This is a genomic window from Microvirga vignae (assembly GCF_001017175.1).
In the GTDB taxonomy this organism is placed as follows: Bacteria; Pseudomonadota; Alphaproteobacteria; order Rhizobiales; family Beijerinckiaceae; genus Microvirga; species Microvirga vignae.
Genome location: NZ_LCYG01000005.1, coordinates 30,102 through 47,117, shown reverse-complemented (window position 1 = coordinate 47,117; position 17,016 = coordinate 30,102). Strand labels below are relative to the sequence as shown.

Annotated in this window: 14 protein-coding genes and 4 pseudogenes; 7 read left to right on the top strand and 11 right to left on the bottom strand. The window is 59.1% G+C overall.

The window, feature by feature from the left end; translation table 11 throughout:
• The 3 genes from AA309_RS01840 to AA309_RS01830 all read left to right on the top strand — a co-directional run.
• A partial coding sequence (locus AA309_RS01840; protein ID WP_047187279.1) for an FG-GAP repeat domain-containing protein occupies window positions 1-413 on the top strand: 413 nt, incomplete at its 5' end.
• Window positions 414-1,162: 749 nt separating this feature from the next.
• Window positions 1,163-1,393, top strand: coding sequence for a hypothetical protein (locus tag AA309_RS01835; RefSeq protein WP_047187278.1), 231 nt, complete (start codon window positions 1,163-1,165; stop codon window positions 1,391-1,393).
• Between the two features lie 232 nt (window positions 1,394-1,625).
• Complete coding sequence (locus AA309_RS01830; RefSeq protein WP_052954425.1) at window positions 1,626-1,823, top strand: sigma factor; 198 nt, start codon at window positions 1,626-1,628, stop codon at window positions 1,821-1,823.
• Between the two features lie 570 nt (window positions 1,824-2,393).
• On the opposite strand, the gene AA309_RS01825 is transcribed toward AA309_RS01830, so the two are convergent.
• The 9 genes from AA309_RS01825 to AA309_RS01785 form a co-directional block, all read right to left on the bottom strand.
• The gene (locus tag AA309_RS01825) at window positions 2,394-2,663 is read right to left on the bottom strand and encodes a hypothetical protein (protein ID WP_052954424.1); all 270 of its coding nucleotides are present in this window, start codon (window positions 2,661-2,663) and stop codon (window positions 2,394-2,396) included.
• Window positions 2,664-2,935: 272 nt separating this feature from the next.
• Entirely contained in the window at window positions 2,936-4,066 is a 1,131-nt protein-coding gene (locus AA309_RS01820; protein ID WP_047187277.1) for a coiled-coil domain-containing protein, read from the bottom strand.
• Between the two features lie 967 nt (window positions 4,067-5,033).
• The gene (locus AA309_RS01815) at window positions 5,034-5,648 is read right to left on the bottom strand and encodes an alkylhydroperoxidase domain protein (protein ID WP_047187276.1); all 615 of its coding nucleotides are present in this window, start codon (window positions 5,646-5,648) and stop codon (window positions 5,034-5,036) included.
• Window positions 5,649-5,662: 14 nt separating this feature from the next.
• Window positions 5,663-6,328, bottom strand: a complete 666-nt coding sequence (locus AA309_RS01810) for a CMD domain protein (protein ID WP_047187275.1) — start codon at window positions 6,326-6,328, stop codon at window positions 5,663-5,665.
• Between the two features lie 35 nt (window positions 6,329-6,363).
• Complete coding sequence (locus AA309_RS01805) at window positions 6,364-7,410, bottom strand: putative FMN-dependent luciferase-like monooxygenase (protein WP_047187274.1); 1,047 nt, start codon at window positions 7,408-7,410, stop codon at window positions 6,364-6,366.
• Window positions 7,407-9,101 (bottom strand): dipeptide ABC transporter ATP-binding protein, encoded by a 1,695-nt coding sequence (locus tag AA309_RS01800; protein WP_047187273.1) that lies wholly within the window; start codon window positions 9,099-9,101, stop codon window positions 7,407-7,409. Before AA309_RS01800 ends, AA309_RS01805 begins: the two co-directional genes overlap by 4 nt.
• Window positions 9,098-10,012, bottom strand: a complete 915-nt coding sequence (locus AA309_RS01795; RefSeq protein ID WP_084730798.1) for an ABC transporter permease — start codon at window positions 10,010-10,012, stop codon at window positions 9,098-9,100. The genes AA309_RS01800 and AA309_RS01795 overlap by 4 nt, the downstream gene beginning before the upstream one ends.
• Window positions 10,009-10,953, bottom strand: coding sequence for an ABC transporter permease (locus AA309_RS01790; protein WP_047187272.1), 945 nt, complete (start codon window positions 10,951-10,953; stop codon window positions 10,009-10,011). Before AA309_RS01790 ends, AA309_RS01795 begins: the two co-directional genes overlap by 4 nt.
• A gap of 82 nt (window positions 10,954-11,035) precedes the next feature.
• Window positions 11,036-12,700 (bottom strand): TIGR04028 family ABC transporter substrate-binding protein, encoded by a 1,665-nt coding sequence (locus tag AA309_RS01785; protein WP_047187271.1) that lies wholly within the window; start codon window positions 12,698-12,700, stop codon window positions 11,036-11,038.
• A 321-nt stretch (window positions 12,701-13,021) separates the two neighbouring features.
• Here AA309_RS01785 and AA309_RS01780 point away from each other — a divergent pair, with 321 nt between their 5' ends.
• Window positions 13,022-13,489, top strand: a complete 468-nt coding sequence (locus AA309_RS01780; RefSeq protein ID WP_047187270.1) for an Lrp/AsnC family transcriptional regulator — start codon at window positions 13,022-13,024, stop codon at window positions 13,487-13,489.
• Between the two features lie 675 nt (window positions 13,490-14,164).
• Here AA309_RS01780 and AA309_RS01775 read toward each other — a convergent pair.
• Window positions 14,165-14,653, bottom strand: a pseudogene (locus AA309_RS01775) (uroporphyrinogen decarboxylase/cobalamine-independent methonine synthase family protein); the annotation flags it as partial.
• Window positions 14,654-14,665: 12 nt separating this feature from the next.
• A pseudogene (locus AA309_RS37155) lies at window positions 14,666-14,995 on the bottom strand (ATP-binding cassette domain-containing protein); the annotation flags it as partial.
• Here AA309_RS37155 and AA309_RS37555 point away from each other — a divergent pair.
• The 3 genes and pseudogenes from AA309_RS37555 to AA309_RS01760 all read left to right on the top strand — a co-directional run.
• Window positions 14,995-15,546: pseudogene (locus tag AA309_RS37555) on the top strand (4-carboxy-4-hydroxy-2-oxoadipate aldolase/oxaloacetate decarboxylase); the annotation flags it as partial. The pseudogenes AA309_RS37155 and AA309_RS37555 sit on opposite strands and share 1 nt — an antisense overlap.
• 9 nt (window positions 15,547-15,555) lie before the next feature.
• The gene (locus tag AA309_RS37550) at window positions 15,556-15,903 is read left to right on the top strand and encodes a DUF1932 domain-containing protein (RefSeq protein WP_425286843.1); all 348 of its coding nucleotides are present in this window, start codon (window positions 15,556-15,558) and stop codon (window positions 15,901-15,903) included.
• A gap of 62 nt (window positions 15,904-15,965) precedes the next feature.
• Window positions 15,966-16,929, top strand: a pseudogene (locus tag AA309_RS01760) (catechol 2,3-dioxygenase).
• Window positions 16,930-17,016: the final 87 nt, after the last annotated feature.

Sequence of the window (17,016 nt, the reverse complement as noted above, 5' to 3'; positions counted from 1 at the left end):
TCAACTTCGACGGCAGCTGGACAGAGGCAAGCAGTGGCTCCGACTTCTGGTATTTAGGCGACTTCAACGGTGACAACCGAGACGACATCTTCCGCTACGTGCCAGGTGTATCCGGAGCCGAAGTTTTCTTGTCGGACGGAAACTCGTTCGAGCCTGCCGGTAGCTGGACAGGGGCTGGATCCGGTGCTGACGGCTGGTATGTCGGTGATTTCAATGGTGACGGTGCGGACGACGTCTTCCGCTATGTGCCCGGCCGGTCGGGAGCCGAGGTCTTCCTGTCGGACGGGAACTCGTTCAACTTCGCCGGCAGCTGGACAGGCGCAGGCAATGGCACCGATGGCTGGTACGTAGGCGACTATAACGGCGACAACCGGGACGACATTTTCCGTCAGACAGACACCTTCGTCGTTTAAGCGGAATACCGAATAGGTTCCGGACTTCTGTGCGGGCGACAGATGAACGCTTCATCCTGCCCCTCCAAGGGGCAGGCTTCTGCGACAGAAATCGACTAAATGAGATTGGGGAGAGGCCGAAGCGCACTCCAAGCCCATAGATCCAACTTCGAAACCTTGCGCCTAAAGCAGCCTCATCAGCCGTGCCGCGGCCATCATGAGTTGAGCATCGAGCAGCTCCTCGGCCGCGTCATAGTGAACCGCCCACCGCTCGTACGTGGCCTACCGCATCCCCAAGGAGCCGCGCATTTGCCTTCGCTTTCCTAGTCTTGAATTCGGAACCGAAATCCCTTGGCTAGTCCCATTTATTCGGCGGTGCCATTGCTGCTCAGCATGGCGCTTAGACCCCTCGATAATATGGCACATTCAACAGCAAATAACTGAGGCTCCGACGCTCTCGCAATGCTCGCGGATAATTAGTGAGGGAATAAATCGGCGAATGCCTCCGTTTTCTGTTCATGCGCCCTGGATTGACGAGGCAGAACTGGCCCATGAACCATTCCCAAGTGACAGGCAAGATTGAAGCACAGGCTGCTAATCCTTTGAGAATTCCAAGCGCTGTCCCCTCATTGCGATGCGCGGATCCCTCTTCTGCGTGTCTGTCAGCTCCTTCATAGAAGCAGGCCTTCTGCTGGCCGGCATCTGACACAGCTGCAACCCTAGTGCTCCCCAGGTCAAGGATAAATCCTGTTTCCCTCATAGAGGCTAAGATGAACGACCAAGTCGAACTAGTGGCACAGGCGATCTACGAAGCTGAGCACGGAGTATGTCTGTGGGAAGGCGAGCCTGCACGACACAAGGAACGATTCCGAGAGTACGCCCGCAACGCTATTGAACTGCTGGACGAAGACATCGGTGTTCTTCTTCTCGCGTTGCAAGAAGCCAATGCAGGCGCACGCTTGAGGCGATCCAAGGGCAGCGTTCGCAGGGACCCAAACTAACATGTGTCGGTTTGCCAGCCTCTTGAAGCTTAGCAGCGTGAGGAGCATCCGATGATGGCGTTAGCGTTGAATGCTGAGAACAGAACATCGGGAATCCGATCCGTGATCACCTCGGGCAGCACCACCTCTGTCACGAGATGGTAGGCGACCATCTTCCAAGAGAACTGGGCGGTCTGGCCCGGCGCTGGAAAGGACCCTTCAGACCCGCGCTGAAGGCTCTGTTCCCGAGTTCATGGCACAACTGATGAAGGCGGTGCTCAACCTGAGAGCGCCGGCTATGTTCCGGACTTACGACGTGCATCGGGCCGAGGATCTGGTTCAGGAGACAATCCTAAGGGCTTGGGACGAAAGAAGCAGCTTTGAGCGAGGCACCAACCTGGCGGCTTGGCTCCTCGCGATCCTGCGCGACGAGTTCTTCTCTTCCTGCTGACTAAGCACCCGCGGCAAATGACACGTTATCAGCGGAGAGCCACAACTGTGCCGCCAGCATTGAGCCGGCATGCCACGCGAGACTGGCGGACTTGGCGAGCATTCGCCCGGGCGTAAACAACTCTTACCTCGATAGGAGCCATGAGTCCTCCATCCTGCGTCCGGCTCGCCCGTCCGGCGCTCGCTGCGTCCACCCGCACAGCTCCATGGGGAAGTGCTGCCGTCGCAACGGAGGTGCGACATGCCTGGACAATCTGGCTGGGGACGCCGGGCCGCCAAGCGAATGACCCCGCAGAGTCTCTTGTAGAGCCTGATGCTTCAAAACGGGGCAAGAGAGGGGACGGCAGAGCCATTGCGGTACTGCTTCCCCTTACTCCGAGCGATGTCGATGTCGGTGTCACAGTTGCTGGAATGGAAGCAGCCGGTGTCACTCGCGGACTTGCTGGGCCTGTCGGATCTGTTCCTGTGGGTGCTGATGCTGAAGTTGATGCTCCGCCAGGTTTTCCGCTGCTGTTGTTGCTGGCCTGACTGCTTGTGCCCCCAGTGCCTCTGGCACCACCGCTACCTCCGTTTACAGTGCCTTGACTGCCACCCTCTCCGACATGTCCTCCGCTGTTTCCGGCTCCCCGACCGCCACCGCTGCTATTCCCATTGTTGCGACCGCCACCTCCGGCACTTCCACCACCTTTGCCGCCTTCACTACCTTCGCTGCCCTGACCGCCGCGTCCCCCGGCATTTCCACCACCGCCACTGTTTCCGTTGCCTCCGCTATTTCCGTTGCCTGAGCCTCCGCCTTTGCCGTCGCCACCGTTGTCACTGCCCTGACCACCGCCACCGGCATTACCGCCGTTCCCTCCTCCACCTCCGCCTTTGGCGAAGGCAGGCTGAGCTGCCAGCAACGCGATGGTAATGAGTGAAACGAGCGATATCCGAAGCATGGATCCTCCTGACAGATGCGCCAGACATATGCGTTGGCCCGGATCCCGGCGCTTAGCTCTAATCTGCCCCATCTCCCAGACATGCCGGGTCACAGGCATGGTCGCGCAGGCCCAAGTCATTGTTGCAGGCGTTGGATCTCCGTTGTGATCAATGAGACCATGAGGCGATTAGATTTCACCATAGCCTGTTGTCCGGCAGCAAAGCACCTGGCAGACGAAGAACGCCAGGACTGCGTGAGTTCTGAACGTCTTCCACGAGCAAACGAGGTCCTTGGCTTGGGCTGGGAGAAGCCTTGTCGATCGACTGGGCGGCTTGCTCTCGGGACACATCCCCCCGCTTTACCAGTCTCCGGGCGTCAGACCCCACTCGGAGTCGATGGCTGCGAATTGCAGCGGCTTCTGCGTTATTGTCTCGTTCAACCGGTGCTCTTGCCCTAGGCGGCAGAGAGGCTTGCCGAGCATTGCGGTCCGTTGCGCTTGGATTTATCGCCTGTAGAGTATCTGGTTCTGCCTCATTCTCTTGCCTGTCTGATGGAGCCGGGTACGCAGTCAGAGGCAGGGGGAGCTGGAAGATTCGAGTTGCTGGAAGCAGTTCTTTGCGGTTCTCATAGAGAGGAGCGACAACTTGTTCCTCCTTTGGCCGAAGTTGACTCTCGGTGTCTGCCCTGTTGCCCTCTAACGTGATGAGTGCGGCGAGCCGACCTTGCGCGGCCTCCAGCTGTTCGTATGCCGAAAGAGCCTTTTTCCTCTCGCTCTCTGCTGCATTCTGAGCATCAATGAGACTAGCTCTCAGCTTCGCTAATTCCACATGAGAGGCGGCCTCCCTCAACAATGCATTGTCTGTCTGTTCCTTCTCCTCGATAGCTTCACTCTGATGCTCGGCCCTTTGCAGCGCATTCGCCTTCGAGTCAGTAAGCTGTTCCCGCAGAATTATTACCTCCTCCTGCTTTTCTTCATATTTCTCCTTCTGCCTGGCCAGCTGCTCTTGGAGAGTCGCTATTTGAATCTGCGCAGCGCCTGCACGATCCCTCTCGCGCTCAAAAGCCGTCTGTAGTGAGGCAATCTTGAGCTCGCCGACTTCAGCGACATCAGCAGAATTCTGCAACGCCAGCAGAGGCAGGCCTTGCCATCTGCCAGCAGGCGAGAGGAGCCAAGTGAATGGCACCGGATCGCCGGCAGAGGCTTCGCTTGGGACAGAATGAGCGTTCATCATTCCCGAGAAGTAGTCTTCTGTTGCACGCCTGCCTCCTGCAAAGCCGGGCAATAGGTACGCCGTGGTACCCCCAAAGATGAGGATACCAACCATGCCCAACCACCACGGACTTCCGAACCGGGGTGAGGCAAAACTTTCGCGGTGTGCCGCACGTCTTTGCCAAACCATAGAATGTCCTTGGTCGTCTCAAATCGGTTGCAGCTATAGTTACCGCTCAGGGTACATGGCCAGACCGAAGCTGAAAATTTGCCATAGTGAACTGTTGAACTGTATTGTGGCTTCGTCTTGGCTCCTCATTGGCAATTCAGGACGATGATACTTATGAGTTTACTCATGTCCGGAAAGAGGAGATGATTTGTGCCTTCTGCTTAAGGTTGGCCAGGTACTTGGTTTGTCCCTGATGCAGTACGGCATGAATTAGGCTGTCATTGGCGGTCAGTCGAAATTTCTTGGCTAAAGCCGCTTCATCAGCCGCGCCGCTGCCATGATAAGGTGAGCGTCCAACATATGCTCGATCAAAAGCTGGCTCGTTCTATGGCTTAAGAGGATCACATCGGTCACGTTCTTTTTCGATCCACCATAAGGTTAAGCGGCGGGAATATGGTCCCACCGGCGCTAATACCACAAAGGTGTCTCAAATTATCAGCCGTGTTGGAACGAGACTATGCTTAGACCATGAAGTACAGATCGAGATCAGCGAACACATCGACCTTGTCGTAGATGCCTGCAACGACGCTGAGGGTATTGCCGGTGCCGATAATAAAGGCTTTTGCCGCCTGTTCGCTCCCAACAGATCGGCTCCAGCAACAAAGCGGCTCCTTTTGATAATCTGCTCAAGGGATGTGGTTCGTTCCGGCGTGAACATATGCCCGCATAACGCCCAAGTGACTGTCCCGGCAATCTGGCGGTCCACCAGTTCACTGACCCGTATCGGCCAGAGGATGCTCAACAAACATTCTACAGCTTCATTCCCGTCTATATAACATGCGATCCAACAGGTCTTCGGCCTCCGGATACACCGGCAGCGAAAGACGAAACCCGCTTCGAGATGGAGCTGAAGTCACGATGAAGTTTTGCCTGAAGGCGCCGCCTCCCCAAGAGACAGCATCAATCTGTTCGCCCAGTTGAAGAAGGCGGCGCCGTTGATGACGTCCACGATCTCCAGATCGCCCAAACCATTCTTGCGCAGATCCTCGATCTGAGCATCGCCAAAGTCGAGGGGTGTCGCTGTCAGCGCCACGGAGGCGTCGACGATGGCGTCCCAGCGTGGGTCGACACGCGCATCCACGCCTTCGTCGAGAAGGCGCTGAATGTCGTTGCCCCGCTTTGAATACTGCGTCGCAAAGCGCGAATGAACGGACGCGCAGTAAATGCAGCCATTGGACCGAGAGGCGGCCGTCGCTGCAAGCTCCCGCTCGGCTCGCGGCAAGCCATTGCTCGTGTTGTAGAAGATGTCCTTGTCGGCCTTCGTTCTTGCCTGAAGAACATCGGGATCGCGCGCAAGCAGCAGGAAATAAGGCGACCTGGCGCGCGACGGATCGACAAGCCCCGCCCAATGTCTTTCAGTCAGCTGATCTGAAGGGAACGGCTCCAGCCACGGCAGCCATCCCAGCTCAGCCTGGGTGAAGGCGGAAGGCTCGCGATTGTCAGGATAGGTCAGAGTTGTCTCGGTCATGGAAGCCTTTTCCTTTAAAGAGCGCCGGAGGCCAGAAGAGCCGTGAACACAGGAGCCTCGCCAGATGAGGCCGACGTGTGGTTTGACGTGGCGGCAAGGGCACGCAGACCTGCGACAACGCGGATCTGGAACGAAAGAAAGGCCACGAGCTGCGACAGGGTCACGATATCGGTTGTCGACCACCCGGCACCGAGCAGCTTCTGTAGGGCTTCAGGATTAGCGTCACGGGGATGGAACACCAGCAGATGCGCATGCTGCAAGGCAGCAGCCAACCGAGCTCCGAGGATTTCCTCGTGTCCTGGGAAAACGCGATAATCCGGCCCCTCTTCATCCTCGGTCGAAAGAGGCCCTTCCGGATAGCGGCCATAAGGCCCCTTCGCCAGACCTCGCGTGATCTCGGCATCGACGATGTCGGCAATATCGGGACGATCGAGTTTCTGCAGCGCGGCAGCATAAAAGTCCGCGGCAACGCTTTGGCGGTGGAGACCCGTCACGAACGTTGCGACGGCATATCGCTCGAGCGCGGAAACATTGCCGGCATCATCCGGATCGAAGAGGGCCGAGTAACTCTTCTGTGCATTCTCTCGCGCCTGAGGGCGCTGGGAGCGGAGTTCATCCAGATGTGATCCGGGCTGGATATCGGCCAGGTGATCGATGATATCGAAGCTGATGGTGCTCATGGATCTTCTTCCAGTTCTATTGATTGAGTGCTGCCTCAGCGGACGAGGGCAACGCGCTTTTCGGGCTTGGCGTGCAGCTTCTGCCAACCGAGAGCCGGCGCCACCTCACCGGCAATGAGTTCGATGGACCGCAGGATGTCATCGTGGGGCGGATCGACCGAGTGAACCTGGAAGACGACATCCGTCACGCGCGGCAGCGTCGTATCCTTGCTCAAGCTTTCGATGACGTCCGTAGGCGTACCTACATGCGTATCGAGAGCGGTGATGAGATCGGCCAGCTTATCGCCGGGGATCACGTGTCCCTTGGCGGCGAAGTCCTTGGCGACGCGGCGCAAGCCGATCTCCGCGAGGCGAAGTGCATCCTCGCGCTTGTCCGCCACGAAAAGCGAGCGAGACGCCATGATGCGCGGCGCTCTGCCAACCGGAAGGGCCTCGAGATAAGCATCGATAATGGGATGCTGAATCTCCGGAAGAGTTGCGTTCGGCGCATCCTTCGGCCGGGGTTGCGTGCGCGAGAGCATGAGACCGTCCCCAGCCTTGCCGGCTCGGATTCCGCCCGAGGTCGAGAAGGTCGCCTGCCAGACCCGGTCGTTCAGATAAGGGGCTGCAGGGTAGAGGGAATCACCGCCATCAAGAGGTTTTCCGTTCCAGGCGTCACGGACGAGCGCAAGAGCGCGCTCGTAGATCTCCGAGCGGTTGGCGCTGTCGAGACCGAACGCCGTGAAGGACGACGGTGTACCGCCCGTTCCGACACCGACCTCCAGGCGACCGTCGGAGAGAAGATCGAACACCACGGCATCTTCCGCAGCGCGGATCGGATGTTCGAGCGGCAATGTCACGACACCGGTGCCGAGGCGGATCTTTGACGTTTGTGCAGCAACGTGAGCCAGGAAGACGAAGGGAGACGGCAGGCCGCCTTCAGCCTCATGGAAGTGATGCTGAGCCACCCAGGCCGTGTCGAAGCCTTGCCGCTCTGCGTGAATGATCTGCTCGGCTGCCAGACGGTAGCGCTCACCCGCACTGCCTTCGTCCAGAAGACGGGTAAAGAACCCGAGCCGCTTCGGCTGCGATGATGTGGTCATTGGCTTGCTCCATTCAGAACCGAGTTTTCGAGGAAGGCATTGCGCTGCCCAGGGATTGCGGCAATGAGTTCGCGCGTGTAGGCGCTGCCAGGGTTCTGGAACACGTCCTCCACAGGGCCCTCATCAACCAAGCGGCCGTTATGCAGAACGGAGACCGTATCCGAGATCTGCCGTACGACGGCGAGATCGTGGGAGATGAAAAGGTAGGTCAGGCCAAGTGCCTGCTGCAGCTCGTCGAGAAGCCTCAGGATCTGCGCCTGCACCGTGACGTCGAGAGCCGAGACGGCCTCGTCCAGCACGAGAATCTTCGGTTCGAGCACGAGCGCGCGGGCGATGGCGACACGCTGCCTTTGCCCGCCTGAAAGGGCATGCGGCTTGCGGGCCAAAACCGCTTGGGGGAGGCCGACCCGGTCGAGGATGGCTTCAACCTTTCGGACCCGCTCTTCTCTCGGCAGAGGATCGAAATTGAGCAGCGGCTCCTCGATCACCTGAAAGATCGTCTGGCGCGGATCGAGCGAGGCAAAGGGGTTCTGGTAGACGAGCTGGATCGTCTTGCGAAATCGGCGGAGGCTCTCTCCGCTCAAGCTTGTGACATCGATTCCATCGACGACGATTCGCCCTGAACTTGGCTTATTGAACCCGACGATGCTGCGGGCCGTCGTCGTCTTACCCGACCCGGATTCCCCGACGATGGCGTGCGTCGTTCCTCTTCGGACAGTGAACGAAATGTCATCGACCGCTCTGAATGTCGCTCGCCTGGCGCTGAGGTGAAAGTCCTGAACCAGGTTCTCGACGATAACGGCATGGTCGGCATCGGCCGGCGACCCGTCTTTCACGCGGGAGATAACATACCGGCCCTTTCCCAGGGAGGGCGCATCGGAAAGGAGCTTGCGCGTGTAGTCGCTGCGCGGCGCAGCCAGCACCTCATCGGTCGGGCCCTGCTCCTGGACTCGTCCGTTCTTCAAGACGACGATCCGGTTGGAGCGGTCGGCTGCCACACCCAGATCATGCGTCACCAGCAGAACGGCCGTGCCGTATTCGTCCCGTAGCTCATCGATGAGGTCGAGAATGCGCTTCTGCACCGTCACATCGAGAGCGCTCGTCGGCTCGTCCGCGATGATCAGCGCCGGCTTCAAGGCAATGGCAATGGCGATCAGGACACGCTGGCGCATGCCGCCTGACAATTCATGCGGATATTGCTTGGCGCGCAGCTCCGGCTGAGAGAGCCCGACACGGGCGAGAAGCTCGATGACGCGCGCCTCGATCTCCGTCCCCCTGCCCTGCCGATGAATCTGCAAGACTTCGGCCACCTGCTCGCCGATGGTTTTGACCGGATTGAGGGAACTTGTCGGATCCTGTGGGATCAGGCTGATCTTGCTGCCACGGATGCTGTCGAGCCGCTTTTGCGGCCATCCTGAGATATCCGTTCCATTGAGGCGGATGGAGCCGGATTCCACACGACCGTTCTGGGCGAGAAGCCCAATCGCGGCTTGCGCCGTCGTCGTCTTGCCTGACCCGGACTCGCCGACGAGAGCCACCACCTCGCCCGGACGCACCTCAAGCGAAACATCGTGAACGACACGGTGATCCTCGCCGTGACTGCGATAGGAGACAGCCAGGTTTCCGATCTCGAGAGCCGGAACGTTCGATAGCCTCGAAGTGGGAGAATTGATGTTGAGAGCCGTGCTCATGTCCGCACCTTTCCAAAAGACTGGCTGATGCGGTTCGCAGACAGGACCACGAGGATCACAACGAGTCCAGGCACTGTGGTGAGCCACCAGGCGCGGGCGATATAGTTGCGCCCTTCGGCAATCAGCAAGCCCCATTCCGGCGTCGGCGGAGGTGCGCCGTAGCCCAGGAAGCCCAAGGTGGAGATGGTGAGGATGGCCCAGCCGAATTGCAGGGCGGCGAAGGCAATGACGGACGTCAGAGAGTTCGGCAGGATATGGCGCCACAGCACACGGCTGAAGGTTCCGCCGCTGCCGAAGGCTGCCTCCACATAGTCGCTGGCACGCACGCGCACCACCTCGGACCGCGCAAGCCGCGCGAAACTGGCAATGGCGGTGACACCCACCGCAATCGCTGCATTGACGGTGCCGAAGCCAAGCAGGATGACGATGCTGAGCGACAGGAGAAGCTGCGGGATCGATAAAAGCACATCGACCCCGCGCATGATCACACCATCCATCCTGCCACGAGCGGAACCTGCGATGAGGCCCAAGGCCGTGCCAACCAAGAGGCCGACACCGACAGCAACGAAGGCTCCGGACAGCGACTGACTTGCCCCATGGATGATGCGCGCGAGAAGATCACGACCAAGGGCATCGGTTCCCAGCCAATGCTCGGTACTGGGAGCGCGCAGTTGCTGACGCGCCACGCCGACGGTGCCGCTGTGGCTCGTGAACCATGCAGGAAAGAGCGCCCACAGGACAACGACGGCGATCACGCACCATGAGGCGACAAGCCCGAGTTGAATGCTCCTGGCCTTCGTGACCAATCGTGCCCCTGCCAGCGCCAAGGATGAACGAAAAGAGGACGAATTTTCCAGGATGCCTGCATCACCGCGCAGCAGGCTTCGTCCCGTTGTGTTGATGCCGCTCATGCGACAGCTCCCTTTTGGATCCTGAGACGTGGATCGAAGATGGGATAGAGAAGATCCACCGTGAGATTGATGAGGACGAAGGCCGCTGCCGAGAAAACGACGAGCGCCTGAAGCACCGCGATATCCTGGCTGCTCACAGCATGTTGGGTGAGGCTGCCGATCCCATTGAGGCCGAAGACCGCCTCCGTGACGACAGCGCCGGCAAGAAGCTCACCGAAGAGGATGCCGCCAATCGTGAGGGTTGGCAGAACAGCGTTCTTCGCCACATGCTTCCACACCACCCAGCCATGGGATGCTCCCTTCGCACGAGCAACGGCAACGAAAGGCTCGGTGAGAACGTGATCGATGTTGCGCATCAGCACCTGAGCGAGCGGCGCCGAGATCGGAACAGCAAGCGTCAGGACGGGAAGAACGAGCACTTCCCAGGGGCCGGGACTAATGACGGGAATGAGTTTCAGCTGAAACGAGAAGACTTGGATGAGCAGGATGCCGAGCCAGAATACGGGCGTGGAGATGAAGAGCGATGGGATGGAATGAAAGAATGCGCGCAGCCGGGGAAGCGGGAGCAGCACGGAAACAAACGAGATGGAAATGGCCAGGATCACGGCCAGCAGAAAGCCGAAAGTGGCAAGCCACAGGGTCGGCGGCAAGTTCGCCAGCAACAGAGCGCTGACAGGAACGCCCGCCTGAACGGAATAGCCGAAGCGACCGGTCAGGAAGTTGGCAATCGTGTGCAGATACTGAGACCAGAGCGGAGTATCGGCTGCATATGAAGCGCGGATATCCGCGATCTGCTCGGGTCCCAACCCCAGCTCGGGATTGAGGAACTTGATGAGAATGGCATCGCCTGGCAGCGCCTGGAGAAGAATGAAGGAAACCGTGAAGGCTGCCCACAGAACGACAAGGGCCTGCCCGATCCGTCCGATCACATATCGCGACATGAGACATCCTGTCTGAGAAGATCGAGTTAATCCGCCTTGCGGCCGGATGCCTTTCTCGACACCCGGCCGGTTTGCTTGGTCGTTAGCGACGGGGTGCCAGCCAGGTGTTGTAGAAGCTGGGGCGCCCGACGGCCTCGAAGGACACGCCTTTCACGTAAGGCGCAGCGGCGAAGGCCTGCGGCTCCTCAAAGATCGGAATGGCGTAGGCCTGATCGATCACGTAGCTCTGTACGTCGCCGGCAATCGCGAGGCGCTTGGTGCGATCGGGCTCAGAGGCGAGCTTCTCCAGAAGCCCATTCAGCTTGTCGTCAACGAAGGATTGAACCTTGTCGCTGTTGCCGCCCTTCTGCAGCAGCACATTGCGATTGGTCGGGTAGTACTGGCTCTTGATCACATCAGGATCGGCCCGGCCGACCATCGCCGGAGAAACCGGCGCCTTGACGGGATCGAGGTTGTTCACCGTCGCGCTGCCGGAATCGGCGGTGAGAACGTTGAGTTTTACACCGACCTTGCCCCATTGCTGAGCAACGAGCTGCAGCGTTTCCTTGTTCTGCGGCTGCGGCAGAGACTCGTAGGCCGAGAGCTCAAGCGTCTGCCCATTCTTCTGGCGCAGGCCGCTCGCTCCCACTCTCCAGCCGGCCTCATCAAGAAGCGCCTTCGCCTTCTCAAGGTCATGAGTGAGCTTAGAGGAGAGGTCCACATAGCCGAGTGCCGTCTTGGCGATGATCGAGGTGGCCTTCGGGTAACGGGTCGAGAACAGAGTCGAGACGATCTCATCCGTATTGGTGGCATGCAGCAATGCGCGACGCACGCGGACATCAGCCACCAGCGGGTTGTCGGGACGGAAGACGACGCTGTTGTTCACGCCACGGGTGGACGGGGCATAGATCAAATAGCCCTCATCCTCGACCTGCTTCTCGTCATAGGCCTGGATCTGGCGGATGACATCAGCCTGGCCTGCGAGCAGGGCACCGATGCGCACGCTGTCTTCAGGCGTGACGATGTACTTGATGCCGTCGAGATAAGCACGCCCTTGGTGGGAGAGCTTTGCAGGACCCCAATTGTAATCGGCCCGGGCTTTAAGCGTGAGCTCGCGTCCGAGCGTTTCACTCGCGACCACGAAGGGACCCGAGCCGATGATCTTGGTCGCATCGCCCAGAGCCTCGTAGGGCAGCGCCAGAGTCGCCGGGGAGACGAGTCCGGAGCCGATCACGGATGTCCCCTGCAGGAAGCCGGGCGACGGCTTCTTGAAATAGAACTTGACCGTATAGGGATCGATGACCTCGCTGCGGTCGTAGTTGTTGATCACTTCGGAGATCGGGAGCTTCAGCTCCTTGTTGCCGCGCCCGAAGGTGTCATAGTTCTTGGCCACAGCCGCGGCATCGAGCGGCGTGCCATCCGAGAATGTTATCCCTTTCCGGATCTTGAACGTGTACTCGGTGGCGTCGGCATTGACCGTCCACGATTCAGCAATCCAGGGTTCGATCTCGAGAGTTTGCGGATTCTGATACGTAAGCTTGTCAGTAATCTGGTTCAGAATGCCGCCGTTCGGATAGAAGCCGCCCGCCGGAGGATAGAGGTTCGTGTGGGCCTGCTGCTCGAGGTAGATCAGCGTACCGCCCTTGACCGGTGTCTCATCCGCGCCGGCTGCCCATGCAGTGGCGGCCCAGCTTGCACTTCCTGCCAGCAACGTGGCCCCGAGCAACGCGAGGCCAGCTCTGTTTCTGAAACGAGATGTAAGTGACATGACGGTTCCCCTGCCTGTGCTTTGAGCCTGACTGACCCTCGGATTATCCAGGCGGAAACCTTGAAAAAGCAACGGGAACGTTCTTTTTTTAGAACAACCCCCATGAGCAAGATATTCTCCCGATTGGGGCGGGAGGAGCATAATCCGTTATTTACTCATCTATTTGCTCATCTTTTAATCGTAGCAACTTGCCAGCGGCCAAGCTGGCTGAGGCTTGATTCATCCAAAATGTTCGTTATAAAGAACCTAACCATGATGAGAGTGATAGGTTCTAAAAGGTCGGCTTATCGAGAGGTTTCTTCTGCCAGACCAGGATCGAGCATGGACGCGACGGACACGAAAATCCTGATGCTCTTGCAAGAGAATGCCAATATCTCGATTGCAGAGCTCGCTCAAAGCGTAAACCTGTCGCAAACTCCATGCTGGAAGCGCGTACAGCGCCTTGAGGCAACAGGCGTCATCCAGAAGCGTGTTGCCCTTCTGGATCCGGAGAAGATTGGTTTCGGACTGACGGTGTTCGTTTCCATCCAGATCTCCGATCATTCAGGAGAATGGCTGCAGCGCTTCGCAGATGTCGTCTCCGCGATTCCGGAAGTGATGGAATTCTACCGCATGGCCGGAGACGTCGATTACATGCTGAGAGTCGTCGTGCCGGACATGGCGGCCTATGACAGCTTCTACAAGCGCCTGATCGATGCGATCCCGCTCAAGAACGTGACGTCGCGCTTCGCCATGCAGCGAGTCAAATCCACGACCGCCTACAATCTTGCACCCGCTGTAGGTCGCTGACAGGTCGTGCTGCGCGAAGGCTACGCGACAGACCGCGTGCTTTAACTACATCGATGCCCTGATGGACGAGAGTCGACAATCGATTTTGTAGCGCGACATCCTCGATGCGCACGTTGATGAAGCTGCTTTGTATGTTCATGTGCCAGGAATGTCGTAGACGGCACTGAAGGTTGCCCTGCAGACCTCGTATAAGACGATGCCCAACATCATGCTGGAACCACAGGAATTGCGGAATGTGACGGCCTCTATTACGAGCCTACAGCACCAACGTTAAGGATCTACCCTCGCAACGCTCTCAAGGCGCTCAGGATAACGGCGATTCGACAGCCTCGGCCGCTGGAAGTCAGAACGATCCGCTTGATCCCAAGCCGACATGGGATCTCGGATCTGTTCCGCCGCTATCGGCTGCAACGGCGACCAGCACTGCTCCCACAGGGCGATCACCATCCGCCCGGGCTCAAGAGATCCGCACAAAGAGCAGGCCAGGAGATGATTTACTGGTAGCGTGTATCAGGTAAGGCCGTCTTGAGCAGATCACATCAATGATTTCGATCAAAGGACGGCCTGGGGCGATAAAGCCTCTCCCCCTTGCAGTTTGAAGCCATCAAAGCGCGATCCCGAATGAAGCATCGATCCGAGATCGTCAGTGGCGACACACTCATCCCTCGCAGCAGATCAGCCCCAGATTTCCTTGGCGGCATCGACGATCAGACGCAGCTTCGCCCACTGCTCTTCCTCTGCGGGAATATTGCCCTCCTCGGTCGAGGCGAACCCGCATTGAGGGGAGAGGCAAAGCTGGTCGAGATCGGCATACTTGGCCGCCTCATCGATCCGGCGCTTGATATCGTCCTTGCTCTCGAGTGTGCCTGTCTTGGAAGTGACGAGGCCCAGGACGACGGTTTTGCGCTTGGGGAGATAGCGCAAGGGTTCGAATCCGCCGGCCCTGGCCGTGTCCCGTTCCATGAAGTACCCGTCGACCGGCATGGCGTTGAACAGCGTGTCGGCGACGGGATCGTAACCGCCCGATACGATGAAAGTGGAGCGGACATTGCCGCGGCACAGATGCATCATAATCGTCAGATCATCAGGCTTGCCCTTCAAAGCCTCCCGCACCATGCCGGCATAGATGTCGGGCTGCTTCTCCGGATCGTCACCTCGCTGGCGCAGCATCTCGCGCTAATCGATAAGGGATCGACTCGGCCCCGCATGGACGATCGTACCGCGATCAAGGACGATGGCGCTATCCGTCACACCCAGGATCCTTTGGGCATGCTGCTCGACCACAATGGTGGACATGCCTTCATCGCGGATAATGCGCTTCAGGGCAGCCAGCAGTTCCTCGATGATAATGGGCGCAAGACCCTCCGTCGGCTCATCCAACAACATGAGTCTCGGGTTGAGCACGAGCGCACGTGCAACCGCCATCATCTGCTGCTCGCCACCCGAGAGCTGATTGCCCATGTTGGAGCGGCGTTCCTTCAGACGCGGGCACATCTGATAGACTCGTGCTCACCGCCACAACGCACGAGGCCATGGGCCGCGTTGGTCTTGTGAAACCCTATATGCGTCCGATCTGGCCAGGCGCTCAGGTGGCCGGAAGTGCTGTGACGGTGCTGGCGCAGCCAAGCGACAACTGGATGATCCATGTGACCATTGAGCAATGTCGTCCGGGCGACATTCTGGTCGTAGCCGTGACCGCCGATAACACCGACGGCATGTTCGGCGATCTCGCGACCTCTCTCAAGGCCCGGGGAGGAATCGGCTTGGTGATCGATGCTGGCGTGCGGGATGTCAGGATCCTTTCTGAAATGGGTTTCCCCGCATGGCCCCGCGCCGTCTCCGCGAAAGGAACCGTGAAGGCGAGCATCGGCGAGGCATGTGCGGGAGCCGATATCGTCACCTCGGCCATCACGGCCGATGCCGCGGTCACGGCCGCCGAGCAGGCGGCGCCCTCTCTCGAACCTGGCCAGATCTATATCGATCTCAACTCGATCTCACCGGCGACGAAGGAGCAGGTCGCAGCCCCCGTCCGCCGACGGGGAGCCGACTTCGTCGAGTTCGCCGTCATGGCGCCAGTGAGCGAACCCGGGATTGCGGTGCCGATCCTGAGCGGTGGCGAGAGAGCCGAAGAGGTCGCGCGCCGGCTGAACACGCTTGGCATGACGATCACGGTTGTCAGCACTGCCATCGGAACGGCGTCCGCCCCGAAGCTGTGCGGCAGCATTGTCATCAAGGGCATGGAAGCACTGATGGTAGACTTTACCCTTGCGTCGCAGCGAGCCGGTGTGGCGACGGTCATGCTCTCCCGCGTGCGACAGCACGGCATCCGTCGCGCGGCAGAAATGCGCGAGGCCAGCCGCATGATCTCAGAATCTGGCCTCGACGGCTCGCTTGCCAAGGCGATTGCCGACTGACACGAAAGTTTTGCACGAGGAAACGCCGAGCCGAAAAAGGCGTCCCAAGAAGGATAGCGATCATGCAAGCGGAACCCGTTCTCGACCTCGGCCATCTGGGCCCATCTCGAACTGCTCACGCCGAAGCCGGAGGAAAGCCTCCGCTTCTTCGTCGACGTCATGGGTATGACGGAGAGCGGCCGGCAGGGTGATTCCGTCTATCTTCGCGGTTGGGACGATTACGAGCGCCACACCCTCAAACTCACAGCCTCGAAGAAGCCCGGCATGGGGCATATGGCGTTCCGCGCCCGCGGCCAGCAAGCATTGGAGCGGCGTGTCGCGGCTCTCAAGGGGTCAGGCTATGATATCGGCTGGACGGATGGAGATCTCGGCCATGGACCGGCCCTCCTCTGCCGCGATCCTGACGGACACATGATCGAGCTCTATTATGAGACAGAGTGGTATGATCCACCGCCGGATCTCAAGCCCGCGCTGAAGAACCAAGCCCAGCGCTATCCCGCCCGCGGCGTCAATGTGCGCCGGCTCGATCATCTGAACTGCCTCGCATCCGATATTCGAGCGAACCGTCTCTTGTTCGAGGAATATCTCGGCTGCCGTCTCACCGAACAGATCGTCATGGACGACGGCACCGAAGCGGGCATGTGGATGACGGTGACCAACAAGAGCTACGACTTCGCCTTCACCCGCGACCATATGGGAGCGAAGGGCCGCTTCCATCATCTGACCTACGCTCTCGACAGCCGTGAGGATATCTTGAGGGCTGCAGACATCTTCCTCGAGGCTGGCGTTCCCATCGAATCCGGCCCGCACAAGCATGCGGAGCAGCAGACGTTCTTTCTCTACGTCTACGAGTCTGGCGGCAATCGCGTCGAGGTCTGCAACACCGGCGCGCGCCTCATCCTCGCCCCTGATTGGAAGCCGATCGTCTGGACGGAAGAGGAACGCAAGAAGGATCAGGCTTGGGGCATAAAGGCCGTCGAATCCTTCCACACCTATGGCACGCCTCCTGTGGAGGAGATCGAATAGGCGGCCTAAAGCATCGGACGTGAAAAGTGGAATCCACTTCTGGGACCCATCCGATGCTTCCTCTTTCAAGCAGAGCATCGTCTGCGC